A 16183-nucleotide genomic window follows, 5' to 3' on the forward strand; every position below is an offset into this window, starting at 1 on the left:
TAAATCAAACACACACACATCCGATTGAAATAAAGCAGAGACAAGGAATAACCATTCAAATCCTTTATCCGGTCATGAATCAGTATGTTACAAAAAATGTTCTTGTGTGCTTTTGTTCTCAGTGGTTATTTTAACACTTTCGAACATCACAGGATAACTTATTAAGCAAATTCGGATAGCTCAATCCAGCGTTCGGTCTTTTCGTCGATTTCCGAAACAATGGCTCCAAGCTTTTCTCCGGCTTCCATCAATTGTTCGGTACTTGCGGTTGAATCGGAAAGTACGTTAGTCCATTTGATTTTTTCTTCCTCCAGACGCTCCAAATCCTTTTCTATTTGGTCGAATTCGCTCTTTTCTTTGAACGATAGTTTGCGTTTCTCTTTGGGCGCTTCTTCCGAGATCTGTTTTACCTTAACAATCTCTACAGGTTTATCATCCGCCTGTTTCTCCTTTTTGTAGTCGACTGCAGTTTGCTTTCTGAACTCGGTGTAGTTCCCGATAATGTCTTTAATAGCTCCCTGGCCTTCAAAAACAAACAAGTGATCGACCATTTTATCCATGAAATAACGGTCATGCGAAACCACGATCAAACATCCTTCAAACGTTCTCAAATAATCCTCCAGGACACTCATTACGAAAATATCCAAATCATTCGTCGGCTCATCCAGGATCAGGAAATTCGGATTGGCCATCAAAACGGTCATCAATTTCAAACGTCTTTTTTCACCACCACTCAGCTTGTGTACGAAATTGTAGTGCATATGGCGCGGAAACAGGAATTTCTCCAGGAATTGTGCAGCAGAAAGTTGCCGGCCTTTTTCCAAAGGAATAAACTCAGCGATATCACGAATCACATCGATCACTTTTTTATCCTCATCCACCTTGATCAAGTCCTGGCTGTAGTATCCAAAAACAACCGTTTCGCCTGTTACCACTTTCCCTTTATCGACCTCTTCTCTTCCTTGGATCATATTGAGAAAAGTGGATTTTCCTGTTCCATTGTTACCTACGATTCCCAAACGCTCTTTGCGTTGAAAATTGTATGAAAAATTGTCCAATATGATCTTGTCTCCGTAGGATTTGCCAATCTTGTGCAATTCGAGAATTTTAGACCCCAACCGCTCCATTTTCACCGGGATATCAATCTCGTCCTCATCAATGCGCTGACTGGCAACTTTTTTGACGTCCTGGAAGTTTTCAATTCGTGCTTTTTGTTTGGTTCCACGCGCTTTCGGTTGTCTGCGGATCCAATCCAACTCCTTTTTGAAGGTATTTCTTGCCTTATCGATGGTCGATTGCAACTGTTCCTGGCGTTCTGCTTTTTTCTCCAGGTAATAAGAGAAATTTCCTTTGTATTTGTAGATTGTTTTGTCTTCCAATTCATAAATCGTATCACACACCACTTCCAGGAAGTAACGGTCGTGTGTCACCATTAAGATCGTAGACTTTGATTTTGAAAGGTATTCCTCCAGCCATTCGATCATATCCAAATCCAGGTGGTTGGTTGGTTCATCCAGGATCAAAAAGTCTGCTTCCGCGACCAGGACCTGTGCAAGTGCCACCCGTTTCTTTTGTCCACCTGAAAGGCTTCCCACCAATAAACTTGTATCATTCAGCTTTAGAACGGAAAGGATTTGGTTAACTTTCACTTCCATATCCCAGGCATTCAATTCAGTCAGTTCTTCATAACAGGCATGAATGGCTTCTTCGTTTCCTTCGCGCAATGCCTGGTTGTATTTCTTTACAATTTGCAGTTCAGGCAAGTCATGTGAGAAAACCGCTTCCAGGATTGTATGTGATTCGTCCAACGTTTCTGTTTGCTGCATAAAAGCAACACGCAGGTCATTCCGATAAACAACCCGGCCGGAATCGATTTGTTCCAGGTTCATCAAACAACGCAACAAAGTCGTCTTTCCGTTCCCGTTTTTTGCCACAATGGCAACTTTATCTCCCTGATCAATTCCGAAAGTAATGTCTGAAAAGATTACGCGATCTCCAAAGGATTTCGTCAGGTTTTCAACGGAAAGAAAATTCATGATAATTGCTTGTTTTGAGCTGCAAAGATAGTACTATAATTGCGAATTACGTCCCGATAATTATCGGGATACCGATTGCGAATGAAAAAATCTGTAAAACGCAGGGGCAAAAATTTTTTCGCTCCTACGTGATTTAATCAATTATCTAAGTCTATTCAATGAATCAATCGTTTTCTTGTCTTTACGAACTCCGCGGATTCCCAAGAACACAAAAATGAATGCTGCTGCATGCAGAAAGAATACGATTCCGAATGATAAATCTGTTGCTGCGTCTTTACATGCGGTGCAATTCATTGGTTCTGCATATGCTCCTAAAACGATCCATCCTGAACTCAGGATATTTAAGACCAGAAGAATCCAACCCAGGAAAATCTGGCGGTGACGCATCTTGAAGGAAAAAATGATCATAAGCGCAAAAATGATCTGGATCAGGGAAAGCATCCAAAAGTCTACTTTTTTCACTGCTTCAGTGCCGTGAACTAATTTATACGCAGAAGCATGAAATTCTCCTGCCTGCTGATAAGCAAATAAATCGGTACCGAAAAGGGTGCTTGCAACCAACAATGCTGCTACTAAAAAATAAACGGTTTGTATGCGCTGGATCATGTTTTCACGAATTTGTTCCCAAAGTTATCATTTTAGATGCTTTTCAATTCGATTCCTATACATTTTAATCAATGATAACCGAGACTTTAAATCTTTTTATGAACCTGTATGGAAAAAGAGTTTAGTTTTCATCCTGTTACCGACTTGAAATAGAAATCCAAATGAAGCTGCTATGAAAAAAATTGGAATTGAAAAACCCTGCTCCGAAAACTGGAACAACATGAATCCAACGGAAAAAGGAGCTTTTTGTCAGAAATGCGCCAAACAAGTATACGATTTCAGCAATCAATCACTTCAGGAAATCAAACTAACACTACTGGAATTTCGTGGTCAATCACTTTGTGTACGCATGACTGTGACCCAGGATGAGGAATTAAATGCCGAATTCAAACTCTGGCTTGCCAAAAAAAGACGCAATCCGCAACAATTGTTTATCGCTGCTCTGTTGATAGTCTTTGGTTTGACCCTTTTCAGTTGCCAGGATAAACGAGACCAACAAACAATCCAATCCGTGCAGGAAATTGCCTATAATATTGCTTCTGGTCAGGCCGATAAGTTGGAACCTGTTACTGTGCAAGAGGAATTCATTGCTCCGCTTGCACCGCCCGAACTCATAGAATACGAGAACTACATCATGGGGGCTTATCCTGCTCCTGTTGTTTATGACATGCCGCCGCAGGTGCCTGAAATAGTAGAACCGGAAGTTCATCTGTTGGGAGATGCTTCAGAAAACACTTCTGTAATGCGCTTTTTGCAGGAAACGACTGATGTAGAATTGGATGAAAACGGTGTTCCATTCCCAACGGAATTCAAAGCATTGGCATTTCCTAATCCTGCGGTAGAAAACACCACGTTAGAAATCCAGGCACCGGAAAAAGAACGCATGCAGGTCAATTTATATGATACAAGCGGGAAATTTATCCGCGAAATCCATTCCGGAAAAGTGGCACGTGGCACGTTCCGTCAACCGATTGATCTGAATGACTTGTCAAGTGGTTTGTACCTGATCATTATCCAATCCAAAGAATTCAAAGAAACGGTCCGGGTAATCAAAAACTAAGAAGCTGTTCAGGTGGCTTCATTTTATAGTTATCTTAGCTGATAAGTTAACTTCTAAATCATTCCTGATGAGAATCTCTTTATTTTTTCTGCTGTCTTTCGGGTTATTAGTCATTTCCTGCAAAAAGAATAATCCCAAACCGCTTACACAGCAACCAGCCAATTACCTGAGGCATTCAGGAACGATTGGTTGGGAAGCTTTCTCACTGAATACAGCAACCATTTCTCCGGAATGGATTGAAATGGAAGAGTTGGATTATATGGACTACAAAACGTTCAGGATCCGCACATGGCTGAAGGGACAGAATCTACAGCAAAGTATTTCTAACGGTGAAGAACGTTACACACTGGATCTTTTCTTCCGAATACCCTACAGTCCTTCCGACTATGATACCAGCTGTAATTGTTTGCCTACACTTGATGCCACACGACTGGCAAATCATATGAATGCTCCGTCTTTTGAATGGAATGATTTATCGGTCGATCATAAAAACATATTGGTTCTTTACACGAATGGTCAATTTACAGGAGGCCCGTATCATGCAATAAATCCTCTGATCTTCGCACAAGTACAAGGAAATTCCGTTCGGATCCACGGAACAGTTGATTCGCTTGAAACTATTACGGGCAGCTACCTGAAAAATTTAGTGATTGATTACACGATTCCGATCAATCCATAAAACAAACGGCCGGACCACTTACAATAATCCGGCCGCTCGCTGCTACCTAAACGTGATAAGTTTGATCACTCCCTGTTATAGGCTCTTAATGTGTACTGTAAAAGACATTGGTGGCATACCAACCATCCGATCCCCGATTAAAACCGTTCCAATCTCCGGCTGCGGGGGCAGATAAACTTCCATCTCCATTGGTGTCACCTCCATGTGCATCGTCTCTGAGTGATGTAAATACGGCTGAAGGATCAATATTAAAATTAGCTGCACTCCATCCGGAAATTCCTCCTCCGGAACTGAATTTGAGAGTCACACCGGCGCCTACAACGAACAATTCACTACCGGTTGAACTCAAACTATTGTTTCCACCGACATTCAAAACATAAGGCACCTCTGTTTCACTATAACTTACGGTTGTGCTTGCCATCCCGGAACCATATACCACAATACCATTGTATTTATTTATTTGACTGGCATCGTCCGGATTGTGGTAACTGTTACTTGCGTCCAATGAATAGTAACCACTTACTAAAATAGGTATTGCGTTATCATAGAAAATATTATTGGTAACAATACTTACGGATGGATCCTTCATTTGAGCTCCGTCAAAAGCAGCCGTATAATAGCTTGTACCTCCATAGGTATGTGCAAAAGTGCAGTGATCAAAGGTGAAATCATGAATATTCCCGGTGCCCGAGTCTGCTTTAACTACACGTCCACCGCCATCTCCGCCACCATACAGGAATTTACAGTATCTGAAAAGTGAACCATGTTGATCACCGCGCATATTGATGTATCCCCAATCTCCTTTTAGTGCTGTAGTAGCAGTACCGTCTCCGTTATTATCTCCGCAATAGTTATCGTCCTTGTACGACGTAAAAATGATCGGATTGTTTGCTGGTGCATCTGCCGTGACTTTGGCATAGACTTGTAAACCGGCAACAGGTTTGAATTTGATAATTACACCCGGTTCAATTACCAACGGTGCATCAATATCGATCCAGGTTGTAATGACATAGACATTTCCGGAAGTCCAGGTTGTAGGACTTGAGATCGTATTACTCACTTCAACCACATTACAACTTGTAGGTGTTGGTGTTGGTGTTGGATTTGGAGTCGGTGTTTCCGGTTCGGGATTATTTTTCTTACAGGAAACAAACACCAACGTAAGGGGCAACACAACCCACTTGATTACTCTTATCTTTCTCTTCATAAAACTTTGTTTTGAACAAATTTAGGAGGAGTACAGCCGTGTGTCAATCAACCATTCGGCTCATTTTAAAGAAAGTTCAAGGGTGGAAAAGGTTCAAAAAGTTCCAACAGTTTAAGTGTTCAATTTGAACATTTGAATTATTTCCCGTAAAGCTTATTCACTGCTTCGGTCTTGTTTTGGACCTGCAATTTTTCGTAGATGTGATTCAAATGACGTTTTACCGTGCTTAATGTAATGTTCAGTTTATCCGCAATTTCTTTATAGAGATAGCCTTTACTCAATAAATCGAGTACTTCCCGCTCACGTTTGGAAATGAGCTGTAAAACCGGGTTTTCTGTTTTGCTGAACGATTGTAATACTTTCCGGGCTATTTTGGGCGACATAGGGCTTCCACCTTCGTGCAATTCAAGAATGGCTTCCACAATTTTTTCCGGAGCAGTGTTTTTGAGTATGTATCCGGTGGCTCCCGCTTTCAGCGCTTCAAAAACCTGGTCATTGTCTTCGTAGATGGTAAACATGATAAACTGGATTTCCGGATTCAGATTCTTCAGCTCGAATACGCATTCTATCCCGTTTTTACCAGGCAGATTGATATCTGTAATGACCACATCCGGTTTCAGTTTCGGAATCCATTCAATCGCTTCTTCTGCTGTTTCAAACGAACGAATCCATTGCAAACGTTCATCGCCTTCAATCACTGAACGCAATCCTTGTTGGATATCGACGATGTCTTCTATGATGCAAATTCCAATCATGTAACTACAAATAACGCATTTTGATAACGAAGGAACAATGAAACAAACGGTTGATTTTTTCGGAATTGCCCATTCATCCATTTCTAATTTTGAAGCGGGATCTCAAAATTCAATTCCACTCCGTTTTCGCTGTTCTTCAATTCCATTTTTCCTTTTAGGCGACGCGTGCGTTCCAGCATCGTCTTCATACCGTTTCCGCTCCGGTTTCTTTCTGCTTCGGGTTTCATTCCTGTTCCGTAATCAATTATCCGAATGGATAATCGCTCTTTTACCCGAATACTGATCAATACACGTTCCGTTTGTGCATGCTTCACAATGTTGTGCAGCGCCTCTTTAAAAATCAAAAATACCTGCCTGCGAATCTCTCCGGATATCTGCCGGTCTTCCTCGAATTCTTCCAATTCCATTTGAACCGCAATCCGACTGGTTTCAAAGTATTCCATTGCGTAATGGCGCAAATAACTCATCAAATCGGCCAACGAATCGTTTTCTACTTTCATGGCCCAGATCAATTCGCTCATATTTTTCACCAGTTCAACAGATGTTTCATTGATACGATCCAACTCTGCCCGGTTCGCATCTTTCCGTATAGCTTCCTTACTCAGGTAAGAAATTTTCGTCAAACCACTTCCCAGGTCATCGTGCATGTCGTATGCAATGCGGTCTCTTTCATTTTGCACAGCTCGCTGCCTTTCCAAAATGGCACGTTGCTTCTCAATCTTTCGCTGGAAATAAATGCGGGTAACCAGGAAGATCAGAATTGCGCTCACCAAAATAACCACTGCTTTGAACCACCAGGAGCGGAACCAGGGAGTCGCAATCTCAAAACGGACCGGATCTTTCAGGTAAGACCATTTTTTGGTTCCCGGAATTTTTGCTCTTAAGTGAAATCGATATGTTCCGGAAGGAAGAGTCGGGAAAATAACACTGGAATTCGTTCCCAAAGAAATCCATTTCTCATCCGACCCCTCCAATAAATAACTGTATTCAATTTGTTGTTTTCCCAATGGGTTCAAGGTTGAGAATGTGAACTGGATTGTGTTTTGATCGGGGCGAAAGTCATACATTTTTTCACTATCCAACACCTGTTTTTGGTTTGAAACCAGGAATTCATCCAGGAAAATCTGCAGTTTGCGGTTCTCGGTCTTTAGCAGTTGATCGGGGAAAAAACGCAGCAAATAATTATCCGAAGCGATCCACAGCTTGCCCTCATCTGCATCGAACCAGGAACTTTGATCAAAATGTTCCGATGGAAAACCATTCGCTAATCCGAAATACTGAACGGTCTTCCTATCCGTGCCCAGGCATGCAAGTCCTTTTCGGGTGCCCACCCACAAACGTTGCCGGTCATCAAAAACCAGGTTATACACATAATTGGATGGAATTCCCTGCTTATTGGCATAAAAATCTGTTTTTCCGGATTGAACATGATAACACACCAGTCCCGTTCCTTCAAATCCGATCCAGATGTTTCCCTGTATATCAGCAGCCAACGATTGAATAATACTTTGATATTGCTTTTCGAAGATCTTCCCAAAGTCAATTTCTTCAAAGCGATCACTTGCTTTTATCCAATGTGTCAAAACCATTGTTTTATTGCTCGAAAACCAGATATCTCCATTCGGAGCTTCGGAACAACTGGTAAAATAGGAACCCGAAAATGATTTTTGGTTTCTTGAGAAGTGAACTACCTGCTTGGAAACCGGGTTGTATCTTACCAAACCGCCCCCCATATTTCCACTGAACCACCAATCTCCTGTACTGCTCACAAATCCCAAGCAAACCAGCTCGGATTGTTTGAAATAGGGTTTTAGAAAAGTCAAGTCACTTATATGATCTGAACGCAGATTTACCATTTTCAGTACCGTACCTCTTCCACCGTGAACAAGGCGATCTCCGTCTCTGAAAACAAACCAGGAGTCTTTTAATTCCTTCTCATGAAAAGGTTCAAAATGGGAACTCTTATCTGAAATCCGGTAAACGCCGGTTCCAAATTTCACAGCAAGCAATTCATGTTCAGAAATCCTGCACATAGACATCAGGGGGGCATCCGGGCTTGTTTGCAAATCCCATTCATCAATCAGGGTACTGTTCTTATTTAATACACTAACGCCTTTATAAGTTGTTGCCCATAAATTCTGATCGCGATCTACAAATAAACCGGTTACCGATCCACATGCAAGGGAAAACGGAATGATCGGATCGGGCCTGAATGCCGTTGCCTGCCTGGAAATTAAATTCAAATGGGCAATTCCATTATTTCCGGAAACCCAAACCATCTGTTTGTTATCGGGATCCGGAATTATCTGATTCAATAACCCGCACAAATCTTTCTGAAGCATTTGAGAATTCCAGTTGAACAACTGCTTTCCCTGATAATCGGTTTCGATTAATCCTTTGAAGAAATTCAGGAAATAGATCCGTTTATGAAGGCGATCCACGTATGACAACTCATATCCTGTATTGAATAATCCGTCTTGTGGCAATTCCGGCTTAAAAGATTGAAAATGACGGGTACGAAAATCAAAGATGAAAAACTCTTTAGGTGATGAAACCAAGTACCTGAAATTGTCCAGCATTTCCATGTGAATCCCAAACCCTTTTTGTTTCAGGGGTGGAACGATCGACTCCTCTACTTTCAAAGAAGCATCCAGGATAAAAACCGTATCGGTTGAAGAAACCAGGAATTGATTCTGCGGCATCCGTTTAATGTTCATACAGAAACGATCCTGTAAGCTTTTTACCGGGACAAACTCCTGTGAAATGCAATTCAGAATAAAAGCTTGTCCGTTACCCAACGTAACAAACATCCGATTCGGAGAAATCTCAAAGAAAACCCTGGAATTGTCCAATACTTGCTTGTCCCCGAGTAGTTCACTCGGATAGTAGGATTTAAAATGTGTTCCGTCGAACCGGCTGATCCCTCCCCGGGTTGAAATCCAGTAAAATCCGCGATTATCCTGGCTAATTCCACTGCAAATGGCTTCGCACAGGCCATCCTCTACTCCGTAGTTCATAAACTGACCAATACCGGATTGTCCGAAAACAATCGGAGGAAGGAACAAGGTAAAAAGAAGTATCCACCCTGGCAGACTTGAAGTACATTTGTTGATCAGCAAACCGCAGCTTTGATTGTGAGTGAACCAAAACTACGGTTTTAGCCGTTTATTTCAAAAATCTGTTAACAATCAATCGTTTCTCCGGGTCAGTTCCCGATCGCGTTCGTCCCGCAGGATCAGGCGCAAAGAAGTATCTCCCGTAACATACCTCCAGGCCCAATTGAAAAATACTGCGATTTTATTTCGAATACTTAGAATGAGCATCAGGTGAAGCACCATCCACACCATCCAGGCAAAATACCCCTGAAACTTAAAGTTCGGCAATTCCACCACTGCTTTGTGCTTTCCAACGGTTGCCATTGTTCCTTTGTCTTTGTACTCAAAGGGGGTCATTTTTCCTCCCGACCAGCGTGCACGAAGGTTTCTTGCCAGTGTTTTCCCTTGATTGATCGCTACATTTGCCAATTGAGGATGCCCTTGCGGATATTTCTCCGTTTCCATATAGGAAATATCTCCAATAGCGTACACATTGTCGTAACCTTTAATCAAAGAGTACCTGTCAACGGTGTAACGTGCTCTGACCATTGTTGCTTTCTCCAAGCCCGGCAGGACGTTTCCCTGAACACCAGCAGCCCAAATAACTGTTTGGGTTGGAATGACTTCTCCGTTCTTCAATGTGAGTTTGTGACCATCGTATGAAGAAACAACTGTTGAGGTCCTTACTTCCACGCCCATTTTTTCCAAATATCTCCTCGACCATGTTCTGGATTTGTCGCTCATAGCATTCAGGGTATTCGGACTTCCTTCCAGCAAGGTGATCTTCAGTTTGGAAAAATCATAGTGCGGATAATCGTGTGGAAGGACTTTGCTCTTCATTTCTGCAAAAGCACCTGAAAGCTCCACTCCTGTTGGTCCCGCCCCAACGATCACCAGGTTCATCAGTTCCTCTTTTTCCTTTTGACTGTTGACGAACATGATCTTTTCAAACTTGGCAAGGATGGTATTCCGGATGTGGATGGTTTGCTGGGTTGTTTTCATTGCCAGGGTATACTTTTCCAAATCCGCATCTCCGAAAAAATTTGTTTTGCATCCCGTTGCAATGATCAGTTCATCGTAACCGATGTCTCCCATAGAAGTTTCGATGACCTGTTTTTCCGGATGAATGTGATTTACCGTAGCATACCGGAAATCCACATTTTTCCTGCGCTTGAAAATGGCCCTGAACGGAAACGAAATATTAGAAGGCTCCAGGCGTGCACTTGCCACCTGGTAAAATAAGGGTTGAAACATGTGGTGGTTCTGTTTATCCACCAGGACAATTTCACAATCAGACTTTGCCAATTTCCGAGCGAGATTCAATCCCGCAAAACCACCACCTATGATGACTATTCTTTTGCCTTTCATGACATTGAATTTAACCAATTCCAGACAGAAAAGGAGCCTCTTCCCTGCTACTTTTTGTTAAAAAACAGTCTTTTTCCGACAGGGAAAACGGAACTTTTCAACTCACTTATTCAAGTGGGTCATATTCAAAGAATTGAATTTTCAATTCCCTGAACCGGATAACGTTTTTCCCGGTTATCAATCGGCAACTGATTGAATCAATCTCTTTCCAGCGATATTCAGGAACAAAATCTACTTTAATTTTTTCCCATTCACCCACATTTTGAGGCCTCCATCCAATCATGGTTCCCCTCTCTCCCAATAAACTGTCGCCTTTGAAATACTGGGTCAGCAAAGTTGGATTTTCATCCGGAGTATTCAAAAACACGTGCATAGATACCTGGACACCAACGAATGAAAGATCGTCTTTCCTGCTAAATCTTCTGCCCATTTCCGGAAGATTATCCATCGAAACCGGATGTGTTTTACTTCCATAAATAACAGCAGACGATAAAGGATTCCTGTTCAGTGAAAAACCCAAAGGCGGCGTGATTGCCCGTATATGCTCCGGAAGTGTGTCAATTTTGGAATAAAAGACCCAATTAAGCCGTTTGTCCTCTTTTAGGAATATTTTTTTCCAGACCGGATAATTCATGTAATCATAATGCATGATATTGAAATTATACTGACGCTCGTACACTTGGTAAACGTGTATACTGAATGCGCTAAAAACCACCAGGAAAATACTCCAAAAAGCAGATGCCCTCTGGATCAGGAATGCAATCGGGATAGCAAAAATCCCATAAAAATCGATCATTGAGCGCATTCCCAGTGCACCACCGTACCACCAGCACCACCAGGCAGAAATGACATAAGCAGAGATTAACGTAAACAAGAGAATTCCATACACCATCCGTCTTTGCGATTTCAGGAACATCACAATCAATCCCGGAATCATCAAAAGCAAAAAAGGTGCATAAATAAACATTCCTTTCCGGAAACCGAACAGAATTTGAAACATATATGGATCTTTCCAGTTGTCAAATCCTTCGTTCGAATACGCGTTCAGAAGCAATTTTCCGGTTTGTCCGTAACTGGTAAGAAGCTGGACCAAAATAGGAAGACTGAATACAAGGGCTGCAAATACAAGTGTTTTTAAGAACTTTCTATTGAAAACACCCTTTATAGCAGCAACGAACGCCAAATGATTTTCAAAAAAGAAAGGTAAAATAAACAGAATCAATCCATTGGTCGGACGAATCATCCCACTTAAACCAAATAAAAAGGCAAAGATCAGGAATGAACGCCCTCTTTTTTCCTGTATCCATTTTAGCCAGAACAAAAGGGCTCCGTTCACAACCGCAAACGAAAATACGTGAGCATACGGAATATCGCGATAGACATAAAAACACAGGTTTGTAGCCATTCCCAAACCAATAATGGTGAGGTAAATCGGAAAATAGTCTAATTTCAATCTTCTCAGCAGCAGGAATAGAAAACCAAATCCCAGCATGACATAAAAAAGCATCCCTACATTTAACCACAATTGATATGGCCAGCTATATCCATCTGCATCCTCTCCTGCCATTTGTGCGTGTGCATGCCCGATAAGAAAAAAGGGCGTAAGACATTGGGCGGTTCCGGTGTAATATTTATAGTAAAGTTTTCCGTTCTTCAGTGTGCTAAAATTATCTTTAAAGCCTGTTTTCGGATACTTTTCATTGATTTCTTTTATAAATTCAAAATCGGTCCCTTCGTAAATGAACCAATTGGGAAGAAACGCGTAATAACCCGCTCCATCGGAAACGATGGGAGTCGCGTCGCGTGATTCTTCATTCGTCCAACCGTATCTCCGGTCAGTCTTGGTTCCGAAAACATAGGTCAGCGAGGCAAAAAGCAGGAAAATCATCCATTTTTTTGCTAAAAATTTTTCCAGCCCCTGTTTCATTGACGATAACTGTTTTGGATCAAGTAGTAATCTAAGATCACCAATGCAGCCATTGCTTCTACAATCGGAACTGCTCTCGGAACAACACAGGGATCATGTCTTCCTTTTCCGCTCAGTGAAACCGGTTCAAATGATTCGTTGATCGTTTCCTGGCTTTGCATAATAGTGGCTACCGGTTTAAATGCTACTCTGAAATCAATGGGCATTCCATTTGAAATTCCTCCCTGGATACCACCGGAATAATTTGTTTTCGTTTTTCCATCGGATGTAAACAAATCGTTGTGTTCCGATCCTTTCATTGTAATGGAATCGAATCCGGAGCCGATCTCAAAACCTTTCACTGCATTAATTGATAGCATTGCTTTTCCTAATTCAGCATGTAATTTATCAAAAACGGGTTCTCCCAATCCAGCAGGAACTCCTTCAATCACGCAGCGGATCCTTCCACCAATGGTGTCACCTTCTTTTCTTACTTCGCGAATGAGTTCTTCCATTTTTCCTGCAAGTTCTAACGAGGGAACGCGTACAACGGTTGATTCACTAAGCTCTTTTAGCCCGGAATTCCATTCGCCCGTCCACTGAAGCGAACCGATCTGGTCTACGAACGCATCGATCCTGATTCCTTTCTGAGCTAAAATTTGTTTTGCGATTGCTCCGGCAACCACTCGTGAAACCGTTTCTCTGGCAGAAGAACGCCCTCCTCCGCGATGATCCCTGGCACCATATTTTTGGTGGTACGTAAAATCGGCATGTGATGGTCTGAAAGCCTTTTCCAGTTCACTGTAATCTGCTGATCTCTGATCTTCATTTTCAACCAGGAACCCAATGGGTGTCCCCAGCGTTTTCCCATCGAAAATTCCGGATAGGAATTGGACTTTATCGGATTCTTTTCGCTGAGTTACAATGGCGGATTGTCCTGGTCTTCTTCGATCCAGGTCTTTCTGTAATTCATCAAAATCAAGTGTAAACCCAGCAGGAATTCCTTCCAGGATGCCTCCGATCGCTTTTCCATGTGATTCTCCAAAGGTGCTTAAACGAATTAAAGTTCCAAAACCCGAGCCTGCCATATTTTATCGTTCCTATTGATGTTATCCAAAAATAGTCAATTCAACAGACACCCCGTCCAAATAAATGCTTCCCATTTTGAAAAACAAGCGTTCAATTTGAAACAACATTTCAGGTTGATGTGATTCCAAGTGATTGCATTTATAATTCTTAAACAGCCTGTTTCTCGATCAAACCCATTACCTGCCATTCCATTTTCACATCGTGGCAAGACTCTTGAACAGACTTTTTTGCAAATCATAAACACTAAGTCATGAAGCATTCAATGAGAATTACAGCCCGTCTTTTTTCGCTCTGTCTGGTGTTGAGCATCACCGGAAACTTGTATGCTCATCCTATTTTTTCGCAAGCTCCGAAAACACACCGGTATTATTATTACCCCAGACAAAATGTTTACTACGATCCTGTTGAAAATATTTATTTTGTTTGGGAACGGACTTATTGGAAGCCCGTATATTATATTCCGGGCCGATATGTTTCGATCACTTATTCCAATTCACCACGATTTGAATTATGGATTGCTTCGAAACATCCGTACTATTACAATCCGGAACATCGAAGAACTTATTACGAATACCGTGTTGTAAAACCGGCGCAGGCAAGAGTGGTGGTTGAAAGCAGACCTAAACCGAATGTCAGTTTTCACCTGGAAATCAACTCCGCTCCCCTACCTCAGCCCGTTTATGCTGAAAAGCACGTCGTCCTTGTAAAAGACCATCACGATAACGGCTATCATCACGGCCACGGGCATGGAAGAGAACACAGACATTAAACGGAAAACGTCCGCCAAAAGCGGACGTTTTTTAATTACAGATTGTTTGTTCGGTCACTTGGAGAATTTCCCTTACTTCTTCCAATGTGGGGGCTTCCGCATATGTTCTGAGAACAGGTTCTGTTCCTGATGCACGGATCATCATCCAGCGATCGTCGTCAAAGAAGAATTTCCACCCATCAACAGTTCCGACTTTACTTACTTTATATTTCCCGAATGCTTTGTATTCATTGTTGCTGCATTTCGCAATGATCGATTGTTTCAATTCTTCCGTAATGTGCAAATCATTCCGCTCAAACTTAAATTTTCCAACGATCGCGTATACTTCTTCTATCAGCTGATCCAATGTCTTACCGGATTTGGCCATGTATTCCCAGATGATCAGGCCCATCCAGATTCCATCGCGTTCAGGAATATGTCCTTTTACAGCGATTCCACCGGATTCTTCTCCTCCGATCAACACATCTTCATCCACCATAATACCGGCAATGTATTTGAATCCGATTTTTACTACCTGGTATTCCAAGCCGTAATATTCCGCCATTTTTTTTACGCGTGGAGTTGTACTGAAAGCCGTAACCACTTTTCCTGTCATTCTTTTGTTTGAAACCAAGTAATGCAATAGCAGCAAAATGATATGATGCGAGTCGATGAACTCACCCTTCCCATTGTACAATCCAATGCGATCTGCGTCACCATCCGTCGCCAGTGCACATTGAATGTTTCCTTTTGAGAGAATGTATTGCTCTAATTCCTGCAAATTTTTTTGAATCGGTTCAGGTGCCTGTCCCATGAAAGACGGGTTGTAATCGCAATGGAGTAATTGAACATCCGGTAAAATACGTCTGATCACGTTTTGTCCGGCACCGTACATGGCATCATACACCAAATTCAAGCCCGATTTGCGGATTGCCTCCAGGTCGAAGTTTTTCTCAATATGCTGAACATACCGGGTTTCAAAATCCACTATTTGCAGTTTCCCTGATTTTTCGAATTCACTCAAATCAACCGAAACAACATCAAACGGAAGTGAATCCGGGATAATGTCTTCGATTTCCTGAACCAATTCCGGCGTTAAAGGACCGCCGTAATGCGCTTTCAACTTGTATCCGTTATAAGACGGTGGATTGTGGCTAGCTGTGAGGATAACTCCTAATCCGCAATTCAATTGATTGGCAGCCAGGGAAATCATCGGAGTAGAAACGAATCCTTTGGACATCAATACCTCGATTCCTTCGTGCAAAAGTACTTTGGCAACCGTTTCGGCAAACAGTTCCCCCGCAAACCGGCAATCGTGACCCAATGCAATTTTCGAATTCCAATCGGATTTTTTAAGCCATTGAGCAGTAGCATAAGCTACTCTCGCTACATTCTCTACTGTAAATTCATCTGCGATGATTGCTCTCCAACCATCTGTTCCAAATTTTATTTTTGTTGCCAAATCTATTCTGTTTTAATTGCTCCAAATATAGTGAATGCAATGGATTCGGATTAGAAAATGAAGATATAAAAGTCTTTATCCTAACACTAAAACGATATTAATGACTTCCCTTTCCTCAGTCCTTACAGTTTTCACACTAACGTTTGTCACAGCGGTTTCTTCACCCGCAAAG

The 16183-nt window shown here is 41.9% G+C and carries 12 protein-coding genes; 3 read left to right on the forward strand and 9 right to left on the reverse strand.

The window, feature by feature from the left end:
* Window positions 1-161: 161 nt before the first annotated feature.
* Both FO442_RS03250 and FO442_RS03255 read right to left on the reverse strand, forming a co-directional pair.
* Window positions 162-2036, reverse strand: coding sequence for an ABC-F family ATP-binding cassette domain-containing protein (locus tag FO442_RS03250; protein ID WP_144331702.1), 1875 nt, complete (start codon window positions 2034-2036; stop codon window positions 162-164).
* Window positions 2037-2177: 141 nt separating this feature from the next.
* Complete coding sequence (locus tag FO442_RS03255; protein ID WP_144331703.1) at window positions 2178-2642, reverse strand: DUF4293 domain-containing protein; 465 nt, start codon at window positions 2640-2642, stop codon at window positions 2178-2180.
* A gap of 172 nt (window positions 2643-2814) precedes the next feature.
* Between FO442_RS03255 and FO442_RS03260 the strand changes: the two genes are divergently transcribed.
* Both FO442_RS03260 and FO442_RS03265 read left to right on the forward strand, forming a co-directional pair.
* Window positions 2815-3702 (forward strand): T9SS type A sorting domain-containing protein, encoded by an 888-nt coding sequence (locus FO442_RS03260; protein WP_144331704.1) that lies wholly within the window; start codon window positions 2815-2817, stop codon window positions 3700-3702.
* Between the two features lie 67 nt (window positions 3703-3769).
* A complete protein-coding gene (locus FO442_RS03265; RefSeq protein ID WP_144331705.1) occupies window positions 3770-4381 on the forward strand; it encodes a hypothetical protein in 612 nt (203 codons plus the stop codon).
* An 85-nt stretch (window positions 4382-4466) separates the two neighbouring features.
* Here the strand turns inward: FO442_RS03265 and FO442_RS03270 are convergent, their stop codons facing one another.
* The 6 genes from FO442_RS03270 to aroC all read right to left on the reverse strand — a co-directional run bounded on the left by FO442_RS03270 (window position 4467) and on the right by aroC (window position 13800).
* Window positions 4467-5588 carry a hypothetical protein gene (locus tag FO442_RS03270; protein ID WP_144331706.1) on the reverse strand — a complete coding sequence of 374 codons (1122 nt, stop codon included), beginning with the start codon at window positions 5586-5588 and terminating at the stop codon, window positions 4467-4469.
* Window positions 5589-5725: 137 nt separating this feature from the next.
* Complete coding sequence (locus FO442_RS03275; RefSeq protein WP_144331707.1) at window positions 5726-6343, reverse strand: response regulator; 618 nt, start codon at window positions 6341-6343, stop codon at window positions 5726-5728.
* A gap of 83 nt (window positions 6344-6426) precedes the next feature.
* A complete protein-coding gene (locus tag FO442_RS03280; protein WP_144331708.1) occupies window positions 6427-9462 on the reverse strand; it encodes a ligand-binding sensor domain-containing protein in 3036 nt (1011 codons plus the stop codon).
* A 69-nt stretch (window positions 9463-9531) separates the two neighbouring features.
* Entirely contained in the window at window positions 9532-10806 is a 1275-nt protein-coding gene (locus FO442_RS03285; RefSeq protein WP_144331709.1) for an NAD(P)/FAD-dependent oxidoreductase, read from the reverse strand.
* Between the two features lie 106 nt (window positions 10807-10912).
* Window positions 10913-12733, reverse strand: coding sequence for a hypothetical protein (locus FO442_RS03290; protein WP_144331710.1), 1821 nt, complete (start codon window positions 12731-12733; stop codon window positions 10913-10915).
* On the reverse strand, window positions 12730-13800 hold the full coding sequence (aroC, locus tag FO442_RS03295; protein WP_144331711.1) for a chorismate synthase: 1071 nt from the start codon (window positions 13798-13800) through the stop codon (window positions 12730-12732). Before aroC ends, FO442_RS03290 begins: the two co-directional genes overlap by 4 nt.
* A gap of 251 nt (window positions 13801-14051) precedes the next feature.
* Between aroC and FO442_RS03300 the strand changes: the two genes are divergently transcribed.
* Window positions 14052-14570 carry a hypothetical protein gene (locus tag FO442_RS03300; protein ID WP_144331712.1) on the forward strand — a complete coding sequence of 173 codons (519 nt, stop codon included), beginning with the start codon at window positions 14052-14054 and terminating at the stop codon, window positions 14568-14570.
* 31 nt (window positions 14571-14601) lie between these two features.
* Here the strand turns inward: FO442_RS03300 and FO442_RS03305 are convergent, their stop codons facing one another.
* Window positions 14602-16011, reverse strand: a complete 1410-nt coding sequence (locus FO442_RS03305) for a phosphohexomutase domain-containing protein (RefSeq protein WP_144331713.1) — start codon at window positions 16009-16011, stop codon at window positions 14602-14604.
* Window positions 16012-16183: the final 172 nt, after the last annotated feature.

Origin of the sequence: Fluviicola chungangensis, assembly GCF_007558725.1 — a bacterium.
GTDB lineage: Bacteria > Bacteroidota > Bacteroidia > Flavobacteriales_D > Crocinitomicaceae > Fluviicola > Fluviicola chungangensis.

What these genes read in the sequence shown, in the direction of transcription:
- aroC (WP_144331711.1), bottom strand. Translation starts at nt 13,800, where the DNA reads ATGGCAGGCTCGGGTTTTGGAACTTTAATTCGTTTAAGCACCTTTGGA.
- FO442_RS03260 (WP_144331704.1), top strand. Translation starts at nt 2,815, where the DNA reads ATGAAAAAAATTGGAATTGAAAAACCCTGCTCCGAAAACTGGAACAAC.
- FO442_RS03300 (WP_144331712.1), top strand. Translation starts at nt 14,052, where the DNA reads ATGAAGCATTCAATGAGAATTACAGCCCGTCTTTTTTCGCTCTGTCTG.
- FO442_RS03255 (WP_144331703.1), bottom strand. Translation starts at nt 2,642, where the DNA reads ATGATCCAGCGCATACAAACCGTTTATTTTTTAGTAGCAGCATTGTTG.
- FO442_RS03270 (WP_144331706.1), bottom strand. Translation starts at nt 5,588, where the DNA reads ATGAAGAGAAAGATAAGAGTAATCAAGTGGGTTGTGTTGCCCCTTACG.
- FO442_RS03285 (WP_144331709.1), bottom strand. Translation starts at nt 10,806, where the DNA reads ATGAAAGGCAAAAGAATAGTCATCATAGGTGGTGGTTTTGCGGGATTG.
- FO442_RS03250 (WP_144331702.1), bottom strand. Translation starts at nt 2,036, where the DNA reads ATGAATTTTCTTTCCGTTGAAAACCTGACGAAATCCTTTGGAGATCGC.
- FO442_RS03290 (WP_144331710.1), bottom strand. Translation starts at nt 12,733, where the DNA reads ATGAAACAGGGGCTGGAAAAATTTTTAGCAAAAAAATGGATGATTTTC.
- FO442_RS03275 (WP_144331707.1), bottom strand. Translation starts at nt 6,343, where the DNA reads ATGATTGGAATTTGCATCATAGAAGACATCGTCGATATCCAACAAGGA.
- FO442_RS03265 (WP_144331705.1), top strand. Translation starts at nt 3,770, where the DNA reads ATGAGAATCTCTTTATTTTTTCTGCTGTCTTTCGGGTTATTAGTCATT.